Genomic DNA, 23,970 nt, shown 5'->3' on the forward strand with positions numbered 1-23,970 from the left:
ACGTGCCTACCGTTGGTCAATCATGTTTCGTAGTCAATTTTCAGGTTTTCGGCTAAACTTCCCGGCCCTGCTAGACGAACCCCATCATGCGTGTCGCCGACTTTACCTTCGAACTCCCTGATGCCTTGATCGCTCGCCATCCTTTGGCCGAGCGGCGTGGCAGCCGTTTGCTGACCCTCGACGGGCCGAGCGGCGCACTGGCTCATCGCCAATTCGCTGATTTGCTGGAGCATTTGCGTCCTGGCGATCTCATGGTTTTCAACAACACCCGGGTGATTCCTGCGCGGTTGTTCGGGCAGAAAGCGTCGGGCGGCAAGCTCGAAATTCTGGTCGAGCGGGTGCTGGACCAGCACTGCGTGTTGGCTCATGTACGCTCGAGCAAATCGCCGAAAGCGGGGTCGTCGATCCTGATCGATGGCGGTGGCGAGGCCGAGATGGTGGCGCGTCACGATGCGTTGTTCGAGCTGCGTTTCGCCGAACCGGTGCTGCCGCTGCTGGAGCGTGTCGGGCACATGCCGTTGCCTCCTTATATAGATCGTCCGGACGAGGACGCTGACCGCGAACGTTATCAGACCGTTTACGCGCAGCGAGCAGGAGCGGTGGCGGCGCCGACGGCGGGGCTGCACTTCGACCAGGCGATGATGGACGCGATTGCCGAGAAGGGCGTCGAGACAGCATTCGTGACATTGCACGTGGGGGCGGGGACGTTTCAGCCGGTGCGTGTGGAGCGGATCGAAGATCACCACATGCATCATGAGTGGCTGGAGGTCTCGCAGGACGTGGTCGATGCCGTCGCCGCGTGCCGCGCTCGAAGCGGTCGGGTGATCGCAGTCGGTACGACGAGCGTGCGTTCGCTGGAAAGCGCGGCTCGCGATGGCGTGCTCAAGCCGTTCAGCGGCGACACCGACATCTTCATTTATCCGGGGCGGCCGTTTCATGTCGTCGATGCCCTGGTCACCAATTTCCATTTGCCTGAATCCACGTTGCTAATGCTGGTTTCGGCCTTCGCCGGTTACCCGGAAACCATGGCGGCCTACGCGGCGGCGGTGGAAGACGGTTACCGCTTCTTCAGTTACGGGGATGCCATGTTCATCACCCGCAATCCCGCGCCGACGGCTCCCAAGGCATCGGCCTCAGAGGATCAAGCATGAGTCGCACCTGTCGTATGTCTTTCGAGCTGCTGGCCACCGACGGCAAGGCTCGTCGTGGTCGCCTGACCTTTCCCCGTGGCGTGGTCGAGACTCCGGCGTTCATGCCGGTGGGCACCTATGGCACGGTCAAGGGCATGTTGCCTCGGGATATCGAAGCCACGGGTGCGCAGATCATCCTCGGCAACACGTTTCACCTGTGGTTGCGGCCTGGCACTGAAGTGATCAAGGGCCACGGCGACCTGCACGATTTCATGCAGTGGAAAGGGCCGATTCTGACCGACTCCGGCGGCTTCCAGGTCTTCAGCCTCGGCGCCATGCGCAAGATCAAGGAAGAAGGTGTGACTTTCGCCTCGCCCGTGGATGGCGCCAAAGTGTTCATGGGCCCGGAAGAGTCAATGCAGGTCCAGCGCGACCTGGGCTCTGACATCGTGATGATTTTTGACGAGTGCACGCCATACCCGGCCGATGAAGACGTTGCGCGCACATCGATGGAGTTATCGCTGCGTTGGGCCAAGCGTTCGAAGATCGCCCACGGCGATAATACGGCCGCGTTGTTCGGCATCGTCCAGGGCGGCATGCATGAAAACCTGCGTATGCGCTCGCTCGAAGGCTTGAACGAGCTGGATTTCGACGGTCTGGCCATTGGCGGTCTGTCGGTGGGCGAGCCCAAGCACGAAATGATCAAGGTGCTGGACTACCTGCCAGGGCGTATGCCGGCTGAAAAACCTCGTTACCTTATGGGTGTAGGCAAGCCGGAGGACCTGGTTGAAGGTGTGCGTCGCGGAGTCGACATGTTCGACTGCGTCATGCCGACGCGCAATGCTCGCAACGGTCATCTGTTCATCGACACCGGTGTGCTGAAGATTCGTAACGCGTTTCATCGCCACGATGATTCGCCGCTGGATCCGACTTGCGATTGCTACACCTGCCAGAACTTCTCCCGCGCTTATCTGCATCACTTGGACAAGTGCGGCGAAATGCTGGGGAGCATGCTCAATACGATCCACAATTTGCGGCATTACCAGCTGCTGATGGCTGGTTTGCGCGAGGCTATTCAACAAGGTACATTGGCCGCCTTTGTCGACACCTTCTATGCCAAACGCGGGCTTGCGACGCCGCCGCTGGACTGAAATGACAGCCGGTCTTACCGCTTCCTATTATTAAAAATATGCAACTGGAGTGTTTAATGAGCTTTTTCATTTCCAACGCCATGGCTGACGCGGGCGCGCCTGCTGCCGCGGGTCCAGCGGGTTCGGGCTTCGAGTGGATCTTCCTGGTTGGCTTTCTGGTCATCTTTTATCTGATGATCTGGCGCCCACAGGCCAAGCGCGCCAAAGAGCAGAAGAACCTGCTGGGCAACTTGCAGAAGGGCGATGAAGTCGTCACTTCCGGCGGTATCGCGGGCAAGATCAACAAAGTGACCGACGACTTCGTTGTGATCGAAGTGTCCGACACCGTAGAGCTGAAAATCCAGAAGGGCGCCATCGCTGCCACCCTGCCTAAAGGCACTCTGAAAGCCATCTGATTCCAGTCTTTTACCAATCGACGGGGCGCGCAAGGCGCCCCGCGTTATAAGCAGGCGGCGTGATGTTGAACAAATACCCTCTGTGGAAATACATCCTGATCCTGGCAGTGCTGGCGATCGGCTTTATTTATTCCGCACCCAATCTCTACCCTGACGACCCGGCCATTCAGGTCAGCGGCGCGAGCACTGCGCTGCAGGTCAATCAGGCTGATCTGGATCGCGTAAGCAAGGCGCTTACCGATGCTGGCATCGCGGTCAAGGGCGCGTCTCTTGCCGAGAATGGCAAGGGCGGTTTGTTGCGTCTGACCAAACAGGAAGACCAGCTGCCGGCCAAGGATGTCGCGCGCAAGGCGCTGGGCGACGACTACGTCGTCGCGTTGAACCTGGCACAAACCACGCCGAAGTGGCTGCGCAACATTGGCGCTACGCCGATGAAACTGGGCCTCGACCTGTCCGGTGGTGTGCACTTCCTGCTCGAAGTCGATATGGACAAGGCCCTCAATGCCCGCCTGAATGTCTACGAAGGCGAAGTGAAGAGCCTGCTGCGTAAGGAGAAACTGCGCTATCGCAGTCTGCCGCAGGACGGCAACGCCATTCAGCTGGGCTTCAGTGACACTGACTCCCGCGAACAGGCCCGTGCCCTGATCCGCAAGGATTACAGCGATTTCGACATCACTACGACTGATCGTGGCGAGATGCCAATCCTGCGTCTGGCCATGACCCAGGCCAAGGTCGCCGAGATCCGCGAATACTCCATCAAGCAGAACTTGACCACGGTCCGTAACCGCGTCAACGAGCTGGGTGTGGCCGAGCCACTGGTTCAGCGTCAGGGTGCCAACCGCATCGTGGTCGAACTGCCAGGCGTGCAGGACACTGCCGAAGCCAAACGTATTCTTGGCAAAACCGCCAACCTTGAGTTCCGTCTGGGCGCAGGCCCGGATGACACCAAGGCCACCACCGAAATGTTCGAGTTCCGCGAAGGCGGTCGTCCTGCCGCCGCGGTCGAGCGTGGTCTGATCATCACCGGTGACCAGGTGACCGACGCCAAGGCAGGCTTCGATGAACACGGTCGTCCGCAGGTGAACATCAAGTTGGACGGGCATGGTGGCGATCTGATGAGCCGTGCTACCCGCGCGAACGTCGGACGCAGCATGGCGGTGATCTTCATCGAGCAGCGTCCGCAGACCACCTACACTAAGCAGGTCGTAGACGGCGTCGAGAAAGACGTGCCGGTTCAGACCTTCAAGGAAGACAAGAAAATCATCAGCCTGGCGACCATTCAGTCGCCGCTGGGTAGCCAGTTCCGCATTACCGGTTTGAACGGCCAGGGTGAGTCGTCTGAACTCGCGCTGCTGCTGCGTGCCGGTGGTCTGGCTGCGCCGATGTACTTCGCTGAAGAGCGCACCATTGGCCCGAGCCTGGGTGCCGACAACATCACCAAGGGTATCGACGCTTCCTTATGGGGCATGCTCTTCGTATCGCTCTTCATTCTCGCCATCTACCGATTCTTCGGTCTGATTGCGACTGTAGCGCTGGCTTTCAACATGGTCATGCTGCTGGCGCTGATGTCGCTGCTGGGTGCAACGCTGACCCTGCCGGGCATCGCCGGTATCGTGTTGACCATGGGCATGGCGGTGGACGCCAACGTGTTGATCTTCTCGCGGATTCGTGAGGAGCTGGCCAACGGCATGAGCGTGCAGCGAGCGATCAACGAAGGTTTCGACCGCGCTTACACCGCGATTCTCGACGCCAACCTGACATCGCTTCTGGTCGGCGGCATTCTCTATGCCATGGGCACAGGGCCGGTCAAAGGTTTCGCCGTGACCATGTCCCTCGGGATCTTTACCTCGATGTTCACAGCCATCATGGTGACCCGCGCAATGGTCAACCTGATTTATGGCGGGCGTGACGTCAAGAAGCTGTGGATTTAAGGGGCTGACATGAAACGTACGATCAACTTCATGGGCGTTCGCAACATCGCGTTCGGCATCACCATGCTCCTGACGATTCTGGCGTTGTTCAGCTGGTTTCATAAAGGACTCAACTTCGGTCTGGACTTCACCGGCGGTACGCTGATCGAGCTGACTTACGAGCATCCGGCCGATCTGGGCAAGGTGCGCGAAGAACTGGTCGCTTCGGGGTATCACGAGGCCATCGTGCAGAGCTTTGGTGCGACCACCGACCTGCTGGTGCGCATGCCGGGTGAAGACCCGCAATTGGGTACCCAAGTGGCCGAAGCGCTGCGTAAAACGGGCGCTGATAACCCGGTCACGGTCAAGCGCGTTGAGTTCGTCGGCCCACAGGTGGGTGAGGAACTGCGCGACCAGGGCGGCATCGGCATGTTGCTGGCCCTTGGCGGCGTTCTGATTTATCTGGCCTTCCGATTCCAGTGGAAGTTTGCGGTCGGCGCCATCGTTTCGCTGATTCACGACGTCGTGGTGACGATGGGTATCCTGTCGTTCTTCCAGGTCACGTTCGACCTGACCGTTCTCGCTGCCGTGCTGGCGATTATCGGTTACTCGCTCAACGACACCATCGTCGTGTTCGACCGGGTGCGTGAGAACTTCCGTCTGCTACGCAAGGCCTCGCTGATCGAGAACATCAACATCTCGACCACACAAACCCTGCTGCGGACCATGGCGACGTCGATCTCTACCCTGTTGGCGATCGTCGCACTCTGGATCTTTGGCGGCGACAGCCTGCACGGATTCTCGGTGGCCCTGTTCATCGGCGTTCTGGCGGGGACTTATTCTTCGATCTACATCGCCAACGTGGTGCTGATCTGGCTGAATCTGCGTTCAGAAGACCTGCTGCCGCCGGTGACTGCAGAGAAGGTCGACGATCGTCCCTGACGTTTTGTTCTGACCGGTCATCCTGTTGAAAGGCGCGAGTGTGAACTCGCGCCTTTTTTCGTGCTCCAAGGCTGGGAGTGGCGTGAGCAATCGCGCTGAATAGGGTCAGGAGGTTCACGTGAACAAGTCGTTGCTCGTTGGTGCAGTATTGGGTGCTGTCGGTGTGACTGCCGGTGGTGCTTTGGCCACCTACAGCCTCGTTAAAAACAACGGTCCTGAGTACGCCGATGTACTCGCCGTCGAGCCTGTCAAAGAACAGATCAAGACGCCCCGCGAAGTGTGCAAGGATGTCGCGGTCACCCACCGCGCGCCGGTCAAGGACCAGCATCAAATCGTGGGTAGCGTCATCGGTGCAGTGGCTGGCGGGTTGCTCGGCAACCAGGTTGGTGGCGGTAACGGCAAGAAAATCGCGACGGTTGCAGGCGCCGTCGGTGGTGGCTACGCCGGTAATAAGGTTCAGGAAGGCATGCAGAACCGCGACACCTACACCACCACCGAAACCCGTTGCAATACGGTCAATGACATCAGCGACAAAGTCGTTGGCTATAACGTGAAATACAAACTGAACGACAAAGTCGGCCAGGTGCGTATGGACCGTGATCCCGGCAGCCAGATTCCGGTCAACAAAGAAGGTCAGTTGGAATTGAGTCAGGCGGGTCAGCAGTAACGCTTGATGTACTCCAGAAAAAACGCCCCTCTCGAAGGGGCGTTTTTTTTTGCCTGTCCTGCACGCTACTACAAGAAAGTTCATATCTATAAAGTCTTGAGTAGGTAGTAACTATATATTTTTAATCGCAATCCCCGCCCCGTAAGCTGCTGACGTGATCGAGTGCCTTCCGTCTCTCTCGGCTCACCTGAACAACTCTAATAAAAACCAGCTATGCCATGCGGGAATAAAAATGCAAAAAAGCCCTGTATCTCTAGGTCTCACGTCAGCTGCCGCCTTTGGATTGAGTCTGGCGTTCCCAGGTTTCGCCGAAGCTGATTTCTTCGAAGACAGCAAAGCCGAACTCGAATTTCGCAACTTCTATTTCAACAGCGATTTCCGCCAGGACGGCGCGAGCCAATCCAAGCGCGATGAATGGGCTCAAGGCCTTATCCTCAATGTTGAATCGGGGTTCACGGAGGGGCCGGTGGGCTTTGGCGTTGATGCCATGGGCCTGTTCGGTTTGAAACTCGATTCCGGGCCTGACCGCCGCAACACCGGACTGTTGCCGGTCGGGGATGACAAAGCCCCCGATGATTACGGCCGTTCGGGCGTTACGGCCAAGGCACGCATTTCGAAGAGCGTGCTTCGGGTCGGGACGTTGATCCCCAAGCTGCCAACCGTGGTTCCCAACGATGGGCGCCTGTTACCGCAGACATTCCGCGGTGCGCAAGTCACCTCCAAGGACATCACCGACATGACCGTCAATGTCGGTCGTCTGACCAGCAACACCGAACGTAACGACAGCGGCCACGAAGACATTGAAGTCGATGGCAAGGGTATCAAGGGCGGCCGGCCCAGTGACAAGTTCGACTTCGCCAGTGCCAGCTACAACTGGACCAAAGGGCTGACCACGTCTTACAACTACGGCGGCCTCGAGAATAACTACAAGCAACACATCGTTACGCTGCTGCACAGTTTTCCGCTGGGCGATTCCCAGTCGATCAAGAGTGACCTGCGTTATGCGCGCTCGCTGAAGGATGGCAATACCAACGTCGACAACACTGCACTGGGCGCGCGTTTTACCTACAACGTCAGCGGTCACGGTTTTGGGGTGGCCTATCAAAAAATGAGTGGCGATACCGGTTTTCCCCACTTGGCCGGGACTGACTCTTTCCTCGTCAACTACGTGATGATCTCGGCAGATTTCGCCAGTCCAGAGGAGCGCTCGTGGCAGGCACGGTACGACTACGATTTCGCCACCGTTGGCGTGCCGGGTTTGACGTTCATGACGCGCTATCTCAAAGGCGACAATTTCGCTCGCGGTAACAAAGAAGGCACCGAGTGGGAGCGCAATACCGACATCGCGTATGTGTTTCAGAGCGGCGTGCTGAAGAACCTCGAACTGAAATGGCGTAATGGCAGCTACCGCAGCAACGGCGGCAACGACATCGACCAGAACCGCGTCATCGTCAGCTACACGCTGCCGCTGCTCTGAGTCGCCACGTACTCAGCAACATCCCGACAACGCTCACCCCGGCCATTGCCGCATTGGAGCCTGAAATGCCCACAAGAAAGACCCTCATTCACCTCGCCGTGGCCTTCGCGCTGTTCAACAGCTATGGCGCGTACGCCGCGAACACCGCTGACTTGCCGTGCAAGACCACGGAAGAGTGCGCGGCCCAGGCAGCGAAAATCGGCGCGACGGTTGATAAGTCAAAGACCAAAGGCAGTAAGACCGAGAGCCAGTTTTCCTGGCTGAACCGGATCAATAAAGCCTCGATCGTCATGCTCACTGAAGAAGGCATCGTCAAACCCGAGATGGGTCAGAAGATCGCCACGGGCGTGCGTTACGCCATCGATCAAGCTGATCAGCCCAATGGCAAGCGGCCAAGCGATGTGCTTCAGCTTGAAGAAATCATGACCGACAAGATCGGTCCCGAGGCCTCGCTGATCCACTCTGGTCGCAGTCGTCAAGACATGCTCGCGACCTATCGCCTCGCCAAGCTGCGCTCCGATGTGCTCGCGTACAGCGAAGCCATGAATGCAACCCGCAAGCGCCTGCTGGACCTCGCGGATAAGAACATCGACACCTTGATTCCCGCCTACACCAACGGCGTGCAAGCGATGCCGATCACTTACGCGCATTACCTGTTGGCGTACGAAGCGGCGTTCGACCGTGACGGCCAGCGGATTCGTGAGCTGTATCAGCGCTTGAACCAAAGCCCGATGGGCACTGCGGTGCTGGCCAACTCGGCGTATCCGCTGAATCGCGAGCGGATGGCTGAGCTGCTGGGTTTTGACGGCGTGCGTGAAAACTCCCTGGATTCCAGCCAGGTCTCCACCTACGACATCCCGATCGAAGCGGCCAACATCGCATCGTCTTCGGCGATTCGCGTCGGCGCATTGATTGGCGACATCCATACCCAATACCACCAGATTCGACCTTGGCTGTTGTTGGACGAGGAAAAGACTTACACCAGCAGCGCCATGCCGCAGAAGCGCAATCCGGGTCTGCTGATGCGTGCGCGGGAAACGGCGTCTGATGTTGTAGGCTTGGCGCAAGCTGTGACGTTGCGCGCCCATAACGTCACCACCGGCATGACCGATTACAAATTTGCGTTCGATTCGCTGGGCGTCTTCGAATCGACCAAAGACATGTTCGGCGCGATGGATGCCGTGCTCGACGCCTTGCAGGTCAACCCTCAGCGTGCGCGGGATGAGTTGGAGAATGAATGGACCACGTCCATGGAACTCGCCGACACCTTGGAACGGACGCAAAAAGTGCCATTCCGCATTGGCCACAGCTTCGCGTCGCTCATCGTCGAACAAGCACGCGATCAAGGGCTGACACCGAAAACCTTCCCGTACGCCGACGCCCAGAAGCTCTATACCAAGGCCGCCGACAAGTATCAGTGGAAGCCGAACACCCTGCCGCTGGATGAGGCCACCTTCCGCGCTTCGCTGTCGCCGGAGAACATGGTCAGGACCCGTAAAGGCACCGGTGGTCCGCAGCCGGAAGAGGTCAAACGCATGCTGGCCGAGGCGCACAAAAACCTCGAAGCGGACCAGACCTGGCTGCGCGAGCGCCGGGAAAAGCTGACCCAGGCGGAAGGCAATCTGGACCGAGCGTTCGAGAAACTGCTGTCCTCGAAAGGCTGATGCCGAAAAAGCCGTGAGAGCCGTCTCGCTCTCACGGCCATCCAACATCAAAGTCCGTCAGCCATATTCATGTAGGAGGCGCCGGAGGCACGACGGCAGCGATCTGGCGCGTAGCGGCAGCAAAACCTGACGACTCGGTCTTAACAGTCAGATCGAGTATCCAAGCCCTTCGCCAGCATCAACAACCCTCGTCACTCATCATCAGCCCTGCGCAACACCCGTAGGAGACGCCGGAGGCACGACGGCAGCGATCTGGCGCGCAGCGGCAGCAAAACCAGACGACTCGGTCTTAACCGTCAGATCGAGTATCCAAGCCCCGCTAGCCTCACCCGTCCCGATCGTTAAAACGGAATGTAGCCCTAAACCTTACGGACCGTCTCAAACGCAAACGCATTCTGCCAACGCGCAATGGCCAGACACGCCACGCAGTTGCCCAGTACGTTGGTCAGCACCCGGCATTTCATCAGGCGCTCTACCCCCAGCAGCAACCCCACGCCCTCCATCGGCACGATGTGCAACAGATTGAGTGTGGCGATCAACGTAAAAAATGCCGAGCCCGCCATACTGGTCGAACCCAACGACGTCACCAGCGAAATCAGCAGCAACGTCAGCAGATCCGACCCCGTAAGTTCGATCCCGGAAATCTGCGCCAGGAACAGCACCGCCACGATCAAGTAGATATTCGAGCCGCTCAGGTTGAAGGTGTAACCCGTGGTCAACACCAGTCGGGTGAGTTGTCGATCGCATCCCAGAGTCTGCATTTTCTCGATCAGCCCGGGCAGGGCCGCGACCGAAGAACCGGTGAAGGTGACCAGCAGCAGCTCGTCTTTGACGTGTTTCACCAGCGACCAGAGCGACACGCCGGACAGATGCGCCACCGGTATCAGCACCAATACAACAAAAGCGCCACTGGCCACGTACATCACCGCGACGAACTTCAGCAAGGGCAGCGCTGACGCGGGACCGAATTTGCCGAGGGTAAATGCAATGGCGCCGAACGCGGCGAGGGGCGCGAAACGCAGAATCAGCCTCAAGCCTTTGAACAGCAGCTCCACCAGCTTTTCCAGCAACACGTGCAAGCGGTCTGCCTGGCGATGCCCTTTGGCGCGCATCATCACAAACCCAAACACTAGGCCAGCCAGCATGACCTGCAAAATCGGGTTTTGAGTGAGCGCGCGAAACAGGATGGAACCGACGGCGGACCAGGAAAATCCTGATGTCGCTGCGGGAATATGCCCGAGATACAGGGAAGCGTTCGAGTTGCTCAGCGTGCCGCCCCCGCCGGGGTGAGTCAGTTCCGCGACCAGGCAACCGATGGAAAGCGACAGCACCGCCATCCCCTGAAAATAGACCCACACCTTGCAGGTCAATCCGCGCTGCCTGACTTCCAGCCCCGCCACGCCAGAGGCAATCAGCAGAAACATCATGAAGGGCATGATCCAGCCAATTACCCTGATGAAGCCGTCACTCAACGGTTTCATCTCAATCGCCAGCTTGGGATCGAAGACGCCCAGCAGCACGCCACACAGGATGGCCAAAAGAAGTTGCAGCGTGGCACTGCTCAAAAGCCTGGTCGGCATCGGCGTTCCGAGAGGTTTGTCTTTATTGTCATGAGCGCGCCTTGTCAGCACCTTGGCGATTGGGCACGCTTGCCGGCCACTGTCGCGTTGACCGGGCGGCAATCATAAAACCTCGTTGCGGGATAGACCACCATGGAGCTTCGACATCTGCGTTATTTCGTCATGGTGGCCGAAGAGCGACATTTCACGCGCGCTGCGGCTCGGTTGAACATGCAGCAACCGCCGTTGAGTCAGCAGATTCGGGCGCTCGAAGAGGAGCTGGGTTTCGAGCTGTTCAAGCGCCATCCCAAGGGGGTGGATTTGACGGCGGGCGGGCAAGTTTTCCTACAGGAAGCGCAGGAGATTCTCGCGCGGGTCAAAGAGGGGTCGCTCAAAGCGTCGCGCGCAGCCCACGGCATCGAAGGACAACTCGGGGTAGGGTTCACCAGCTCGGCTGCGGCTCATCCGCTGATCCCGCGGATCATTCGTGCCTACCGCGAGCGCTTTCCGGGTGTCGCCGTTGTGTTGAAAGAGGGCAGTGCTCAGCAATTGACCGAAGCGGCCATTGAGGGCAGCGTCGATGTCGGCATCTTGCGGGCGCCGGTAGGGCAGCATCAGAGCATCGAATTTCATCGCCTGCTCAACGAAGAAATGCTGCTGACCCTGCCGGTGGGGCATCGTCTGCTGGCAGGGCACGACTTGAGCAACGGAGCGCCTTGCATCTCGCTCAACGATTTGGCCGACGAGCCCTTCATTCTGGTTCGCCGTCCGGGGGCGCCAGGAATGTACGCCAATTTGATCAAGGCCTGTCAATGCGCTGGTTTTAACCCGAAAATCGCCTTCGAGGTCGAGCGGATGCTGACCAACGTCAGTCTGGTGGCCGCGGGTGCGGGGATTTCCATCGTGCCCGCGTCGATGAAAGATGTGCACAAGGAGAGTGTCGTGTACTGCCCCATCATCGACGCCCGGCCTCGGCTTCATGCGCCGATCACGTTGGTCTGCCGCACTTTCAACCAGCTGCCGCCGTTGCGGAACTTCATCGACTTGTCCCGCGAGTTGAGCGGCAGGCGAATCACTAAACAGTGATGCCTTACGCGACTTCGGGTGGGGGATTCAGGCGGCCCCACACGGAGCGTGCAGGTTTCGAAAAACCAGGCATAAAAAAACCGGCGCCTGGCCGGTTTTTTTGCAGCAATGCCGCTTAGCGCTTGAGCGACGTTGGCACGAACGGCGCGATCGAGGTCAGCACGGCTTTGAAGCATTTGGTGTTGCCTGCCACGATGTGGCCTTTTTCGAGGAAGTCGTGACCCCCGTTGAAGTCGCTGACCAGCCCGCCGGCTTCTTGAATGAGCAAAGCGCCCGCGGCCATGTCCCATTCGGACAGACCCGACTCCCAGAACGCGTCGAAACGACCGGCAGCCACGTAGGCCAGGTCCAGGCTCGCTGCGCCAGCACGGCGGATGCCTGCGGTCTGGCCGACCAGCGAACGGAACATGTTCAGGTAGTTTTCGAGGTTATCCAGTTGGTTCTCGCGGAACGGGAAACCGGTGCCAAGCAGGGCACCGTCCAGGCTCTTGCGAGGGCTGACGCGCAAACGACGGCCGTTCAGCTGAGCGCCGCGACCACGGCTGGCGGTGAATTCTTCCTGACGAACCGGGTCCAGAACCACGGCATGTTCCAGACGGCCACGGTATTTGCAGGCGATGCTGACCGCGAAATGCGGCACGCCGCGGACGAAGTTAGTGGTCCCGTCCAGCGGGTCGATGACCCACAGGTAATCCGCGCCCTCGCCGCTGCCTTCTTTAAGGCCGGTCTCTTCCCCAAGGATGCCGTGAGTCGGGTAGGCCTTGAGCAGCGCGTCAATGATGGTTTTTTCAGCAGCGCGATCGATTTCGGTTACGTAGTCTTTCGCGTCTTTTTCGTCGACCTTGATGGTGTCCAGGCGCTCGATGGAGCGGAAAATCAATTCGCTGGCGCTGCGGGCGGCGCGCAGCGCGATATTCAGCATGGGCTGCATGGATGTAATCACCTAGGTCGTTAAAGAGAGCCGGGCATTCTAGGGGGTCTTGGCGCCGATTTCCAGCGCGAACACTCGCTTTACCCTGCGTCCGGTCGTCTCATGAACGATGGATGCGCGCTGGTCCGCACCGGTTTTAGGGTGTATGTAGAAGCTTTGGCGCAAGGGTTCATAGCCTTGAGCCGGGCGCTTCTGTAAGATTCGTCCCCCTTTCCAGCCGCTAGCGAGACTGCCCCAGTGCTGCAAAACATTCGTGTCGTTCTGGTCGGAACCAGTCATCCGGGGAATATCGGTGGCGCGGCGCGTGCCATGAAGAACATGGGGCTTTCGCGTCTGGTGCTGGTCGATCCTGCGCAGTTTCCTCATCACGAAGCCGACGCCCGCGCTTCGGGGGCCAGCGACATCCTGGAAAGCGCCCAGGTCGTCGCGACCCTGGAGGATGCACTGGTCGGCTGCAATCTGGTGATGGGCACCAGCGCGCGGGATCGTCGCATCCCCTGGCCATTGCTGGATCCGCGCGAAGCGGGCGTGAAGGCCGTTGATCATGCGGCTCAGGGGGAAGAAATCGCGTTGGTGTTCGGCCGTGAATATGCCGGCCTCACCAATGAAGAGTTGCAACGCTGTCATTACCACGTGCACATCCCCTCCGACCCCGAATTCAGCTCGCTCAATCTGGCTGCAGCGGTTCAGGTGCTGGCCTACGAAGCGCGCATGGCGTGGCTGGCAGCGGACGGTCAGGCGAGCAAGATCGAAAAGGTCGAAGTCACGTCCGTGCGCAGCAGCGAGCTGGCGACCATGGATGAGATGGAGAAATTCTATGAGCACCTGCAGGCGACGCTGGTGAATATTGGCTTTCTCGATCCGGAGAAGCCGCGTCATTTGATGGCACGGCTGCGTCGGCTTTACGGCCGTTCCGCCGTCAGCCGCTCTGAAATGAACATTTTGCGTGGCATCCTCACCGAAACCCAGAAAACGGCCAACGGTGAGCCCTATAAGCGGAAGGATCAGTGATGTTCGAGCGTTTGCGAGAAGACATTCAAAGCGTGTTTCACCGTGACCCTGCAGCCCGTAACGCGTTCGAAGTCCTGACCTGCTACCCCGGGATGCACGCGATCTGGCTGCACCGGTTGTCCGGCTGGCTGTGGAGCAGGGATTTGGAATGGCCTGCACGGATGGTCTCGAACTTCGGTCGCTGGTTGACCGGGATCGAAATACACCCCGGGGCCAAAGTCGGACGGCGCTTCTTCATCGACCATGGCATGGGCATCGTCATTGGCGAGACTGCGGAAATCGGCGATGACGTGACGCTCTATCAAGGCGTGACGCTGGGCGGTACCAGTTGGAACAAAGGCAAACGCCACCCGACGCTAGAATCTGGCGTGGTGGTGGGAGCAGGCGCCAAAGTGCTGGGGCCGTTCACGGTCGGCGCGGGCGCCAAGGTGGGTTCCAACGCCGTGGTCACCAAGCCGGTTCCGGCGGGGGCGACGGTGGTGGGGATTCCGGGGCGCATCATCGTCAAGGCTGACGAAGACGAGACCCACGCCAAGCGCAAGGCCATGGCCGAAAAGATCGGCTTCGACGCCTACGGGGTCGGCGAAGACATGCCTGACCCTGTCGCCAAAGCCATCGGGCAACTGCTGGACCATTTGCAAGCGGTCGATTTGCGTATGGAAGACATGGGCAAGGCGCTCAAGAGCCTCGGCTGTGAATACCGCGAGCAAGCGCTCCCGGAGCTGCGCAAGGACGTGTTCGATTGCATCGAAGAGCGCAACGAGACAAAGGTCGGCCAAGGCATATGACGCAAACGGTTTGAACAGGGTCGTTGCAACATGCCATTTGGCCGCCGTTCTTGCTATTATGCCGCCCGCTCATCAGGGGTAATCCCGACTGCTTTGCTAGGTCTTATAGTTGACTTAAATACTCGGAAATAGCATACTCGCTCTCATTCCGAACCTCCGCGGTACACGTCATGCGACTGACTACAAAGGGCCGATACGCCGTCACTGCCATGCTCGATCTGGCGTTGCACGCGCAGCATGGGCCAGTGTCTCTGGCCGATATCTCCGAGCGGCAAGGGATTTCCCTTTCCTACCTCGAGCAACTGTTCGCCAAGCTGCGCCGCGGCAATCTGGTGTCGAGCGTGCGTGGGCCCGGTGGCGGCTACCAGCTGTCACGCAACATGCAGGGCATCCAGGTGGCGCAGGTGATCGACGCGGTCAACGAATCGGTCGACGCGACGCGCTGCCAGGGGCTCGGTGATTGCCACGCTGGCGATACCTGTCTGACCCACCATCTGTGGTGCGACCTCAGCCAGCAGATTCACGAATTTCTAAGCGGTATCAGCCTGGCTGACCTCGTCACTCGCCGTGAAGTGCAGGAAGTCGCCCAACGCCAGGATCTTCGTCGTTGCAATACCAAGACGCAGTTTCTGGACAAGATTGAAACATCCGCCGTTGAGTGAACGCAGATGAACGCGCGGCGCGCCTGCCTGATAGGAGATATTCAATGAGATTGCCGATTTACCTCGATTATTCCGCGACGACTCCGGTCGACCCGCGTGTTGCGCAGAAAATGAGCGATTGCTTGCTGGTGGATGGCAACTTCGGTAACCCGGCTTCGCGCTCTCACGTCTTTGGCTGGAAAGCTGAAGAGGCGGTCGAGAATGCACGTCGTCAGGTCGCTGATCTGGTTCACGCTGACCCTCGCGAAATCGTCTGGACCTCCGGTGCGACCGAGTCAGACAACCTGGCGATCAAGGGCGCGGCGCATTTCTATGCGACCAAGGGCAAGCACCTGATTACCAGCAAGATCGAACACAAGGCTGTCCTCGACACCATGCGCCAACTGGAGCGCGAGGGTTTCGAAGTCACTTACCTGGATCCAACCGAAGACGGTCTGATCACGCCTTCCATGATCGAAGCGGTGTTGCGCGATGACACCATTCTGGTCTCGATCATGCACGTCAATAACGAAATCGGCACCGTCAACGACATCGCTGCGATTGGCGAACTGACCCGTTCGCGCGGCGTGCTGTTCCATGTCGACGCCGCTCAGTCCACGGGCAAAGTCGAGATCGACCTGTCCAAGCTGAAAGTCGACATGATGTCCTTCTCGGCGCACAAGACCTACGGCCCTAAAGGCATCGGCGCGCTGTACGTCAGCCGCAAACCCCGCGTCCGTATCGAAGCGACCATGCACGGCGGCGGGCACGAGCGCGGCATGCGTTCTGGCACCTTGGCCACTCACCAGATTGTCGGCATGGGCGAAGCGTTCCGTATCGCCAAGGAAGAGATGACCGCTGAGAACGTTCGCCTCAAGGCGCTCAGCGATCGCTTCTACAAGCAGGTCGAACATCTCGAAGAGCTGTACGTCAACGGCAGCCTGACGGCGCGTGTACCGCACAACCTGAACCTGAGCTTCAACTACGTCGAAGGCGAGTCGCTGATCATGGCACTCAAGGATCTGGCCGTATCGTCCGGTTCTGCCTGCACCTCGGCGTCGCTTGAGCCTTCCTACGTGCTGCGCGCGCTGGGCCGCAACGACGAATTGGCACACAGTTCGATCCGTTTCACCTTCGGCCGCTTCACCACCGAAGAAGAGATCGACTGGGCCGCGCAGAAAGTCTGCGAAGCCGTCACCAAGCTGCGCGCTCTGTCGCCACTGTGGGACATGTTCAAAGACGGCGTCGACATCTCGAAAATCGAGTGGGCCGCACACTAATTCAAAGTCGCCACATGAATGCGGCGCTTTGAAAACATTTTTGAAGCGTCGCGAGAGCGACAGACGTATCTGATGAGGAACGAATCATGGCTTACAGCGAAAAGGTCATCGACCACTACGAGAACCCGCGCAACGTCGGCAAGATGAACGCGGAAGATCCTGATGTGGGTACCGGCATGGTCGGCGCTCCAGCGTGCGGTGACGTCATGCGTCTGCAAATCAAGGTCAACGAGCAGGGCATCATCGAAGACGCCAAGTTCAAGACTTACGGCTGCGGTTCGGCCATCGCTTCCAGCTCCCTTGCAACCGAGTGGATGAAGGGCAAAACACTGGCAGAAGCGGAGACCATCAAGAACACTCAGCTGGCTGAAGAATTGGCGCTCCCGCCGGTGAAGATTCACTGCTCGGTACTCGCTGAAGATGCCATCAAGGCCGCTGTTCAGGATTACAAGCAGAAGAAAGGCCTGCTCTGAGCAGTCACCATCCCGCTTGCAAGTAAGGAGTCACGATGGCTATCAGCATGACCGAAGCGGCCGCCAATCACGTACGTCGTTCCCTCGATGGGCGCGGCAAGGGTGATGGCATTCGTCTGGGCGTCCGCACCACAGGCTGTTCCGGCCTTGCGTACGTACTTGAGTTCGTCGACGAACCGGAAAGCGAAGACACCGTTTTCGAGCACCACGGCGTCAAGGTGATCATTGATCCCAAGAGCCTGGTTTATCTCGACGGGACTGAGCTCGATTTCGTCAAGGAGGGGTTGAACGAAGGTTTCAAGTTCAACAATCCCAACTCGCGCGGTGAATGTGGCTGCGGCGAAAGCTTCAACGTCTGAGGCTTATCGTGGGTACTCCTTGTCATTTCGCTTTATTCGATCTGCAGCCGGGTTTTCGCCTGGATCTCGACGCGTTGGCCACGCGCTATCGTGAGCTTGCCCGTAGCGTGCACCCCGACCGCTTCGCCGACGCCTCCGAGGCAGAGCAGCGTGTTGCGCTGGAGCGCTCGGCGAGTTTGAACGACGCCTATCAGACGCTGAAAAGCGCGCCGAAACGGGCGCGTTATCTGTTGGCGCTCAAAGGCGAAGTGCCGCTGGAAGTCACCGTGCACGACCCTGAGTTCCTGATGCAGCAGATGCAATGGCGCGAAGAGCTCGAAGACTTGCAAGAAGAAGCGGATCTGACTGGCGTGGCGACGTTCAAGCGTCGGCTCAAAGTGGCGCAGGAAGAACTGAACGAAAGCTTCGCGGCCTGTTGGGACGACGCTGCGCAGCGCGAACAGGCCGAGCGCCTGATGCGCCGCATGCAATTCCTCGACAAGCTCTCCTACGAAGTGCGCCAGCTGGAAGAGCGCCTCGACGATTAACCCCGCGCCGCCTTTTGGGCGGCGCGCCAGTGATATCAGAAAAGTAATGGCTCTACTGCAGATCGCCGAACCCGGCCAAAGTCCAAAACCTCATCAGCGTCGTCTGGCCGTCGGGATCGATCTCGGCACCACCAACTCGCTGGTCGCTGCCCTGCGCAGTGGCATCAGTGAGCCGCTCCCTGATCAGAACGGGCAGGTCATTCTGCCGTCGGCCGTGCGTTATCACGCCGATCGCGTGGAGGTCGGCCAGTCCGCGAAGGACGCTGCCGCGACGGATCCCCTGAACACCATCATCTCGGTCAAGCGCCTCATGGGGCGTGGCATTGCTGACGTGAAGCATTTGGGTGAGCAGCTGCCTTACCGCTTCATCGGCGGCGAGTCGCACATGCCGTTCATTGAGACCGTTCAAGGCGCGAAAAGCCCTGTCGAAATCTCGGCTGACATCCTCAAAGTGCTACGCCAGCGCGCCGAAGCGACGTTGGGCGGCGAGCTGGTGGGGGCGGTGATCACCGTGCCTGCCTATTTTGACGACGCGCAACGCCAAGCCACCAAGGACGCCGCCAAGCTGGCGGGCCTTACCGTATTGCGCCTGCTCAATGAGCCAACGGCAGCAGCGGTGGCCTACGGTCTTGACCAAAATGCCGAAGGCGTGGTCGCGATCTACGACCTTGGCGGCGGCACGTTCGATATCTCGATCCTGCGACTGACCGGCGGCGTTTTCGAAGTCATGGCCACGGGCGGGGACAGTGCGCTGGGCGGCGACGATTTCGACCACGCGATTGCCAGCTGGATCATCGCCGAAGCCGGTTTGTCCGACGACCTCGACCCTTCCGCCCAGCGCAGCCTGATGCAGACCGCCTGCGCTGCCAAGGAAGCCCTCACCGATACCGACGCGGTCGATGTCGTGCATGGCGCCTGGACAGGGGTGCTGACCCGCGCCACCTTCGATGCGCTGATCGAACCCATGATCGCCCGCAGCCTCAAGGCCTGCCGTCGTGCCGTGCGTGACTGCGGCATCGAGCTGGATGAAGTGGAAGCGGTGGTCATGGTCGGCGGTTCCACTCGCGTACCGCGTGTTCGTGATGCAGTTGCCGAATTGTTCGGTCGTCAACCGCTGACGGAAATCGACCCGGACCAAGTGGTTGCCATTGGTGCAGCGATTCAGGCTGATACCTTGGCAGGCAACAAGCGTGACGGCGGCGAATTGCTGCTGCTGGACGTGATTCCACTGTCCCTCGGTCTCGAGACCATGGGCGGCCTGATGGAAAAGGTCATCCCGCGCAACACCACTATCCCGGTGGCTCGCGCGCAGGAGTTCACTACCTATAAAGACGGCCAGTCCGCGATGATGATTCACGTGCTCCAGGGTGAGCGTGAGTTGATCAGTGACTGCCGTTCGCTGGCGCGCTTTGACTTGCGTGGCATTCCAGCCATGGTCGCTGGCGCGGCGAAAATTCGTGTCACCTTCCAGGTCGATGCCGATGGTCTGCTGAGCGTTTCCGCTCGCGAGTTGGCGTCAGGCGTGGAATCGAGCATTCAGGTCAAGCCTTCCTACGGCCTGACCGATAGTGAAATCACCCGCATGCTCAAGGATTCGTTCCAGTACGCCGGCGATGACAAGGTCGCCCGAGTACTGCGCGAGCAGCAAGTCGACGCCCAGCGCCTGGTCGAGGCTGTCGAAGGCGCGCTGCAGGCTGATGGTGAGCGTTTGCTGGACGCCGAAGAGCGCATGGTCATCGACATGCAGGTCGATGAACTTCGCGAACTGATCAAAGGCACCGACGGGGCGGCTATCGAGCAGCAGACCAAGCGTTTGTCGCAGGTAACCGATGCCTTCGCTGCTCGCCGCCTGGACTCGACGGTGAAAGCCGCCTTGTCGGGACGCAACCTGAATGAGATTGAGGAATAACTGATGCCACAGGTGATTTTTCTGCCGCACGCGGAGTTTTGCCCGGACGGGCTGGTGGTCGAGGCAGAGACTGGCACGTCGATCCTCGAGTTGGCTCATGACCACCATATCGAGATGGAAAGTGCGTGTGGCGGTGTGTGCGCCTGCACCACGTGCCATTGCATCATTCGTCAGGGCTTCAATTCGCTGGAAGAAGCCGACGAGCTGGAAGAGGACTACCTGGATCGTGCATGGGGCCTGGAAGCGACATCGCGACTGGCCTGTCAGGCCAAGGTCGGCACCGAAGACCTGACCGTCGAGATCCCGAAATATTCGCTTAACCATGCCGCCGAAGCGCCGCACTGACGGAGAGATTGTCATGAGCTACGGTTGGAATGACGTGCAACGCATTGCCGAAGAGCTGGCCGAGACCCACCCGGGGCTTGATCCGTACTCGGTAGGCTTCGTCAGACTGCAACAGATGATCCAGCAACTGCCCGATTTCGACAACACATCGGGCAGGGTCGGCGAGAAGGTACTGGAAGCCGTCCAGACCCTTTGGGCAGATGAAATAGACTGATCATCTCTGCCCGTTAGGCAATACACCAGAACCCGCGTATAATTCGCGGGTTTAATTTTTCGCAATAATCACTGTTTCTGGAGTTACACCATGGCTGTTCAACGTACTTTCTCGATCATCAAGCCTGATGCTGTTGCTAAAAATGTAATCGGCGAGATCACCACCCGCTTCGAAAAAGCCGGTCTGCGCGTCGTCGCTTCGAAACTGAAGCAACTGTCCAAGGCCGAAGCAGAAGGTTTCTACGCTGAGCACAGCGCCCGTGGTTTCTTCGGCGACCTGGTGGCTTTCATGACGTCCGGTCCGGTTGTCGTTCAAGTGCTGGAAGGCGAAAACGCCATCCTGAAAAACCGCGAGCTGATGGGCGCTACCAACCCTAAAGAAGCCGCTGCCGGCACCATCCGTGCTGACTTCGCAGAATCCATTGACGCCAACGCCGTTCACGGTTCGGACTCCGAAGCTGCTGCGGCTCGCGAAATCGCTTACTTCTTCGCTGCTACCGAGGTAACCACTCGCTAAGCTGCTGCTTCGAGTGAGGGTGAATCCATGACTGATACGACTGGCAAAATCAACCTGTTGGGGCTGACCCTTCAGGAAATGGAAAAATTCTTCGAGTCCATCGGGGAGAAACGCTTCCGCGCCGGTCAGGTCATGAAGTGGATTCACCACTATGGCGTCGACAATTTCGAAGCCATGACGAATGTCGGCAAGGCGTTGCGCGAAAAGCTCGAGCGTCGTGCCGAAATTCGGGGTCCCGAAGTCGTCAGCGAGGACATTTCCAGCGACGGCACCCGCAAGTGGGTCGTTCGCGTGGCGTCCGGCAGCTGCGTCGAGACTGTTTACATTCCCCAGGGCAAGCGCGGCACTTTGTGTGTCTCCTCCCAGGCGGGCTGCGCGCTGGATTGCAGTTTCTGCTCCACGGGTAAGCAAGGCTTCAACAGCAACCTCACCGCCGCCGAAGTTATCGGTCAGGTGTGGATTGCCAATAAATCCTTCGGCAGTGTCCCGGCTACGGTCGACCGTGCCATCACCAACGTGGTGATGATGGGCATGGGTGAGCCATTGCTGAACTTCGACAATGTCATAGCGGCCATGCATCTGATGATGGATGACTTTGGCTATGGCATCTCCAAACGCCGGGTGACGCTGTCGACCTCCGGCGTGGTTCCGATGATCGATGAGCTGGCCAAGCACATCGACGTCTCACTGGCCCTTTCGCTGCACGCGCCCAACGACGCGCTGCGCAACCAGTTGGTGCCGATCAACAAGAAGTACCCGTTGAAAATGCTGCTCGAATCCTGCCGCAACTATATGTCGGCACTGGGCGAGAAGCGCGTGTTGACCATCGAATACACCTTGCTCAAGGACGTCAACGACAAGCCTGAGCACGCTGTCGAGATGATCGAGCTGCTCAAGGACACGCCGTGCAAGATCAACCTGATTCCGTTCAACCCGTTCCCGCATTCGGGCTATGAGCGCCCGAGCAATAACGCGATCCGGCGTTTTCAGGATCTGCTGCACCACGCTGGATTCAACGTCACTGTGCGGACCACGCGTGGTGAGGACATCGATGCTGCCTGTGGCCAACTGGTCGGGCAGGTAATGGACCGCACTCGCCGCAGCGAACGTTACATCGCTGTGCGCGAGCTCAGTGCCGAGACCGAAGGGGCTCAGGTCGCTGCGGCTCGCACCTGACTGCGAAATTGACTGAGAGGATCTCTATGTCCCTGCGCGCTGCGCTGCTGCTGTGTTTTGTCACGCTCCTGGCGGGTTGTGTTTCCACTGGCAACGTCGATCCGCTGAGTACCGGCAAGGGACGTGAAGATGCTCGTCAGGCGTATGTGCAGTTGGGACTGGGTTATCTGCAGCAGGGCCAGATGGAGCGCGCCAAGGCGCCGCTGAAAAAGGCCCTGGAGCTGGACAACTCAGATGCTGACGCCAACGCAGCGCTGGGCCTGGTGTTTCAGGCCGAAGCGGAACCCGAGCTTGCCGATCAGTACTACAAGAAAGCGTTGTCCGCTCGCCCCAAGGATGCGCGCATCCTCAATAACTACGGCAGTTTTCTTTACCAGCAGAAGCGCTACAAGGACGCCTATGAGCGTTTCCAGCAGGCGGCCGATGACAACCTCTATGCCGAGCGCGCCAGGGTATTCGAGAATCTGGGCATGACCTCGGTGATGCTCGGCAATCGGGACCAGGCCGTCGACGAATTTACCAAGGCCCTCCGCCTCGACGCCCAGCAACCGCGCGCTTTGCTGGAAATGGCTGAGTTGTCTTACGAAGACAGGCATTATGTGCCAGCGCGTGATTACTACGACCGTTTCAGCCAGCTGAGCGAGCAGAATGCACGTAGCCTGTTGCTGGGTACCCGCCTGGCGAAGATCTATGACGATCGCAACAAGGCAGCCAGTTATGGCCTGCAACTCAAAAGACTCTATCCCGGTACGCCGGAATATCAGCAATACCTGTCGGAGCAATGATGAAAGCGGCGCATCCCGAAGTTGTAGCAGCCACTCGTACGAACCCTGGTGAAACCTTGCGCCAGGCTCGCGAGAGTAAAAACTGGTCGCTGCCAGATGTGGCTTTGAGGTTGAACCTCACCGCGACTTCCCTCGGTTATGTGGAGTCCGGCGATTTTGACAAGCTTCCGGGCCATACCTTCGCGCGGGGCTATATACGCGCCTACGCCAAACTGATGGGCCTGGATCAGGCCGCTCTGGTCGCACAGTTCGACCAATACACCGGAACCGACGGCAAAGGCAGCAACGTTCATGCCTTGGGGCGTATCGAGGAACCTGTTCGCCTGTCCCACAACATCCTGCGCATCGTCAGCCTGTTGCTGCTGGTCGCGCTGATAGGCGGCGGTTTTGTCTGGTGGCAGGATCAGGCAACCTTGCGCGGGAAAGAGCCAACCAGTCTGGGGCTGGAGCACGTCGAGGTCGAAAGCGCCGATGGCACGACGCAGATTCACCCGCTGGACGAGCCTGAAGACCAGGCGGTCGCAGAAGGGCAGAGCAATACAGCACCACTGCCACTGAACAATATGGATGCGTCCACGACCGCGCCGACGACCTCCGCTGCGCCGACCGCGCCCGGGGCGACAGCCAGCGCACCTGTCACCCCTGCCAATCCGGTCCACGGCACGTCTGCGACGCCTGCTGCTTCCGCGCACACCGCTCCGAGCCCTGGCACACCCGCCACACCCGCAACAGCGGCCGTCCCCGCGCCAGCACCAGCGTCGACGCCGACGGAAGCCGCGCCGACGCCAGCCGGTTTCGGCCAAGTGCAGTTGCAGTTCACGGCCGACTGCTGGTTCCAGATCACCGACGCGAACGGCAAGGTGCTGACCAGCGGCCTCAAGCACTCGGGCGACAGCGTCAACGTTAGCGGCAAGCCGCCATTGGCGGTCCGTCTTGGCGTGGCCCGTGCTGCACAGGTCAGCTACAACGGTCAGCCGGTAGACGTCACACCTTTTACCTCGGGCCAGACGGCTCGCATGAAGCTGGGGCAATAA

General features: G+C 59.2%; 25 protein-coding genes. 23 read left to right on the top strand and 2 right to left on the bottom strand.

Translation table 11 applies throughout. The features are described from left to right. Positions 1-86 precede the first annotated feature (86 nt). The 8 genes from queA to B3N48_RS00300 all read left to right on the top strand — a co-directional run bounded on the left by queA (position 87) and on the right by B3N48_RS00300 (position 9,336). Positions 87-1,151, top strand: a complete 1,065-nt coding sequence (gene queA, locus B3N48_RS00265; protein ID WP_296178193.1) for a tRNA preQ1(34) S-adenosylmethionine ribosyltransferase-isomerase QueA — start codon at positions 87-89, stop codon at positions 1,149-1,151. A 14-nt stretch (positions 1,152-1,165) separates the two neighbouring features. Continuing rightward, positions 1,166-2,281 (top strand): tRNA guanosine(34) transglycosylase Tgt, encoded by a 1,116-nt coding sequence (gene tgt / locus B3N48_RS00270; protein ID WP_296178811.1) that lies wholly within the window; start codon positions 1,166-1,168, stop codon positions 2,279-2,281. Positions 2,282-2,337: 56 nt separating this feature from the next. Further along, complete coding sequence (gene yajC / locus B3N48_RS00275) at positions 2,338-2,676, top strand: preprotein translocase subunit YajC (protein ID WP_296178196.1); 339 nt, start codon at positions 2,338-2,340, stop codon at positions 2,674-2,676. A 62-nt stretch (positions 2,677-2,738) separates the two neighbouring features. Continuing rightward, positions 2,739-4,607, top strand: coding sequence for a protein translocase subunit SecD (secD, locus tag B3N48_RS00280; RefSeq protein WP_296178199.1), 1,869 nt, complete (start codon positions 2,739-2,741; stop codon positions 4,605-4,607). Between the two features lie 9 nt (positions 4,608-4,616). Continuing rightward, on the top strand, positions 4,617-5,528 hold the full coding sequence (gene secF, locus B3N48_RS00285) for a protein translocase subunit SecF (RefSeq protein ID WP_296178202.1): 912 nt from the start codon (positions 4,617-4,619) through the stop codon (positions 5,526-5,528). Between the two features lie 118 nt (positions 5,529-5,646). Next, positions 5,647-6,195: a glycine zipper 2TM domain-containing protein gene (locus B3N48_RS00290; protein WP_296178204.1), complete on the top strand. Its 549-nt coding sequence runs from the start codon at positions 5,647-5,649 to the stop codon at positions 6,193-6,195. 232 nt (positions 6,196-6,427) lie between these two features. Then, positions 6,428-7,672, top strand: a complete 1,245-nt coding sequence (locus B3N48_RS00295) for an OprD family porin (RefSeq protein ID WP_296178207.1) — start codon at positions 6,428-6,430, stop codon at positions 7,670-7,672. 65 nt (positions 7,673-7,737) lie between these two features. Further along, a complete protein-coding gene (locus B3N48_RS00300) occupies positions 7,738-9,336 on the top strand; it encodes an argininosuccinate lyase (protein WP_296178209.1) in 1,599 nt (532 codons plus the stop codon). A gap of 359 nt (positions 9,337-9,695) precedes the next feature. On the opposite strand, the gene B3N48_RS00305 is transcribed toward B3N48_RS00300, so the two are convergent. Continuing rightward, positions 9,696-10,916 carry a cation:dicarboxylate symporter family transporter gene (locus tag B3N48_RS00305; RefSeq protein ID WP_296178212.1) on the bottom strand — a complete coding sequence of 407 codons (1,221 nt, stop codon included), beginning with the start codon at positions 10,914-10,916 and terminating at the stop codon, positions 9,696-9,698. A 132-nt stretch (positions 10,917-11,048) separates the two neighbouring features. Here B3N48_RS00305 and B3N48_RS00310 point away from each other — a divergent pair, with 132 nt between their 5' ends. Further along, positions 11,049-11,981, top strand: coding sequence for a LysR family transcriptional regulator (locus B3N48_RS00310; RefSeq protein WP_296178214.1), 933 nt, complete (start codon positions 11,049-11,051; stop codon positions 11,979-11,981). A gap of 115 nt (positions 11,982-12,096) precedes the next feature. Here B3N48_RS00310 and suhB read toward each other — a convergent pair whose 3' ends face one another. Then, on the bottom strand, positions 12,097-12,912 hold the full coding sequence (gene suhB, locus B3N48_RS00315) for an inositol-phosphate phosphatase (protein ID WP_296178216.1): 816 nt from the start codon (positions 12,910-12,912) through the stop codon (positions 12,097-12,099). A gap of 237 nt (positions 12,913-13,149) precedes the next feature. On the opposite strand from suhB, the gene trmJ reads away from it, so the two are divergent. From trmJ to B3N48_RS00385, 14 genes are all read left to right on the top strand, one after another. Continuing rightward, entirely contained in the window at positions 13,150-13,923 is a 774-nt protein-coding gene (gene trmJ, locus B3N48_RS00320) for a tRNA (cytosine(32)/uridine(32)-2'-O)-methyltransferase TrmJ (RefSeq protein WP_296178221.1), read from the top strand. Further along, entirely contained in the window at positions 13,923-14,711 is a 789-nt protein-coding gene (gene cysE / locus B3N48_RS00325) for a serine O-acetyltransferase (protein ID WP_296178224.1), read from the top strand. Before trmJ ends, cysE begins: the two co-directional genes overlap by 1 nt. Before the next feature lie 170 nt (positions 14,712-14,881). Continuing rightward, a complete protein-coding gene (gene iscR, locus B3N48_RS00330) occupies positions 14,882-15,373 on the top strand; it encodes a Fe-S cluster assembly transcriptional regulator IscR (RefSeq protein WP_296178226.1) in 492 nt (163 codons plus the stop codon). A gap of 44 nt (positions 15,374-15,417) precedes the next feature. Continuing rightward, positions 15,418-16,632 (top strand): IscS subfamily cysteine desulfurase, encoded by a 1,215-nt coding sequence (locus B3N48_RS00335; protein WP_296178228.1) that lies wholly within the window; start codon positions 15,418-15,420, stop codon positions 16,630-16,632. 86 nt (positions 16,633-16,718) lie between these two features. Further along, positions 16,719-17,105 (top strand): Fe-S cluster assembly scaffold IscU, encoded by a 387-nt coding sequence (gene iscU, locus B3N48_RS00340; protein WP_296178230.1) that lies wholly within the window; start codon positions 16,719-16,721, stop codon positions 17,103-17,105. A gap of 35 nt (positions 17,106-17,140) precedes the next feature. Continuing rightward, on the top strand, positions 17,141-17,464 hold the full coding sequence (gene iscA, locus B3N48_RS00345; RefSeq protein ID WP_296178232.1) for an iron-sulfur cluster assembly protein IscA: 324 nt from the start codon (positions 17,141-17,143) through the stop codon (positions 17,462-17,464). Between the two features lie 8 nt (positions 17,465-17,472). Further along, positions 17,473-17,991 (top strand): co-chaperone HscB, encoded by a 519-nt coding sequence (hscB, locus tag B3N48_RS00350; RefSeq protein ID WP_296178234.1) that lies wholly within the window; start codon positions 17,473-17,475, stop codon positions 17,989-17,991. Positions 17,992-18,037: 46 nt separating this feature from the next. Then, positions 18,038-19,900 carry a Fe-S protein assembly chaperone HscA gene (gene hscA / locus B3N48_RS00355; protein ID WP_296178236.1) on the top strand — a complete coding sequence of 621 codons (1,863 nt, stop codon included), beginning with the start codon at positions 18,038-18,040 and terminating at the stop codon, positions 19,898-19,900. A 3-nt stretch (positions 19,901-19,903) separates the two neighbouring features. Then, complete coding sequence (gene fdx, locus B3N48_RS00360; protein ID WP_296178239.1) at positions 19,904-20,245, top strand: ISC system 2Fe-2S type ferredoxin; 342 nt, start codon at positions 19,904-19,906, stop codon at positions 20,243-20,245. Between the two features lie 13 nt (positions 20,246-20,258). After that, the gene (gene iscX / locus B3N48_RS00365; RefSeq protein WP_296178241.1) at positions 20,259-20,459 is read left to right on the top strand and encodes a Fe-S cluster assembly protein IscX; all 201 of its coding nucleotides are present in this window, start codon (positions 20,259-20,261) and stop codon (positions 20,457-20,459) included. Positions 20,460-20,549: 90 nt separating this feature from the next. Beyond that, entirely contained in the window at positions 20,550-20,975 is a 426-nt protein-coding gene (gene ndk / locus B3N48_RS00370) for a nucleoside-diphosphate kinase (protein WP_120125639.1), read from the top strand. Positions 20,976-21,002: 27 nt separating this feature from the next. After that, positions 21,003-22,151 carry a 23S rRNA (adenine(2503)-C(2))-methyltransferase RlmN gene (rlmN, locus tag B3N48_RS00375; protein ID WP_296178253.1) on the top strand — a complete coding sequence of 383 codons (1,149 nt, stop codon included), beginning with the start codon at positions 21,003-21,005 and terminating at the stop codon, positions 22,149-22,151. A gap of 26 nt (positions 22,152-22,177) precedes the next feature. Further along, a complete protein-coding gene (gene pilW, locus B3N48_RS00380) occupies positions 22,178-22,936 on the top strand; it encodes a type IV pilus biogenesis/stability protein PilW (RefSeq protein ID WP_296178256.1) in 759 nt (252 codons plus the stop codon). Then, a complete protein-coding gene (locus tag B3N48_RS00385) occupies positions 22,936-23,970 on the top strand; it encodes a RodZ domain-containing protein (protein WP_296178258.1) in 1,035 nt (344 codons plus the stop codon). The genes pilW and B3N48_RS00385 overlap by 1 nt, the downstream gene beginning before the upstream one ends.

Origin of the sequence: Pseudomonas sp. UBA1879 (assembly GCF_002338065.1) — a bacterium.
Lineage (GTDB): Bacteria > Pseudomonadota > Gammaproteobacteria > Pseudomonadales > Pseudomonadaceae > Aquipseudomonas.

Coding starts and splice junctions, on each gene's coding strand:
- ndk (WP_120125639.1), top strand. CDS start 20,550: ATGGCTGTTCAACGTACTTTCTCGATCATCAAGCCTGATGCTGTTGCT.
- hscA (WP_296178236.1), top strand. CDS start 18,038: ATGGCTCTACTGCAGATCGCCGAACCCGGCCAAAGTCCAAAACCTCAT.
- queA (WP_296178193.1), top strand. CDS start 87: ATGCGTGTCGCCGACTTTACCTTCGAACTCCCTGATGCCTTGATCGCT.
- B3N48_RS00310 (WP_296178214.1), top strand. CDS start 11,049: ATGGAGCTTCGACATCTGCGTTATTTCGTCATGGTGGCCGAAGAGCGA.
- rlmN (WP_296178253.1), top strand. CDS start 21,003: ATGACTGATACGACTGGCAAAATCAACCTGTTGGGGCTGACCCTTCAG.
- cysE (WP_296178224.1), top strand. CDS start 13,923: ATGTTCGAGCGTTTGCGAGAAGACATTCAAAGCGTGTTTCACCGTGAC.
- secF (WP_296178202.1), top strand. CDS start 4,617: ATGAAACGTACGATCAACTTCATGGGCGTTCGCAACATCGCGTTCGGC.
- B3N48_RS00335 (WP_296178228.1), top strand. CDS start 15,418: ATGAGATTGCCGATTTACCTCGATTATTCCGCGACGACTCCGGTCGAC.
- B3N48_RS00300 (WP_296178209.1), top strand. CDS start 7,738: ATGCCCACAAGAAAGACCCTCATTCACCTCGCCGTGGCCTTCGCGCTG.
- B3N48_RS00385 (WP_296178258.1), top strand. CDS start 22,936: ATGAAAGCGGCGCATCCCGAAGTTGTAGCAGCCACTCGTACGAACCCT.
- iscR (WP_296178226.1), top strand. CDS start 14,882: ATGCGACTGACTACAAAGGGCCGATACGCCGTCACTGCCATGCTCGAT.
- yajC (WP_296178196.1), top strand. CDS start 2,338: ATGAGCTTTTTCATTTCCAACGCCATGGCTGACGCGGGCGCGCCTGCT.
- iscX (WP_296178241.1), top strand. CDS start 20,259: ATGAGCTACGGTTGGAATGACGTGCAACGCATTGCCGAAGAGCTGGCC.
- fdx (WP_296178239.1), top strand. CDS start 19,904: ATGCCACAGGTGATTTTTCTGCCGCACGCGGAGTTTTGCCCGGACGGG.
- iscA (WP_296178232.1), top strand. CDS start 17,141: ATGGCTATCAGCATGACCGAAGCGGCCGCCAATCACGTACGTCGTTCC.
- B3N48_RS00295 (WP_296178207.1), top strand. CDS start 6,428: ATGCAAAAAAGCCCTGTATCTCTAGGTCTCACGTCAGCTGCCGCCTTT.
- tgt (WP_296178811.1), top strand. CDS start 1,166: ATGTCTTTCGAGCTGCTGGCCACCGACGGCAAGGCTCGTCGTGGTCGC.
- iscU (WP_296178230.1), top strand. CDS start 16,719: ATGGCTTACAGCGAAAAGGTCATCGACCACTACGAGAACCCGCGCAAC.
- pilW (WP_296178256.1), top strand. CDS start 22,178: ATGTCCCTGCGCGCTGCGCTGCTGCTGTGTTTTGTCACGCTCCTGGCG.
- B3N48_RS00305 (WP_296178212.1), bottom strand. CDS start 10,916: ATGCCGACCAGGCTTTTGAGCAGTGCCACGCTGCAACTTCTTTTGGCC.
- suhB (WP_296178216.1), bottom strand. CDS start 12,912: ATGCAGCCCATGCTGAATATCGCGCTGCGCGCCGCCCGCAGCGCCAGC.
- secD (WP_296178199.1), top strand. CDS start 2,739: ATGTTGAACAAATACCCTCTGTGGAAATACATCCTGATCCTGGCAGTG.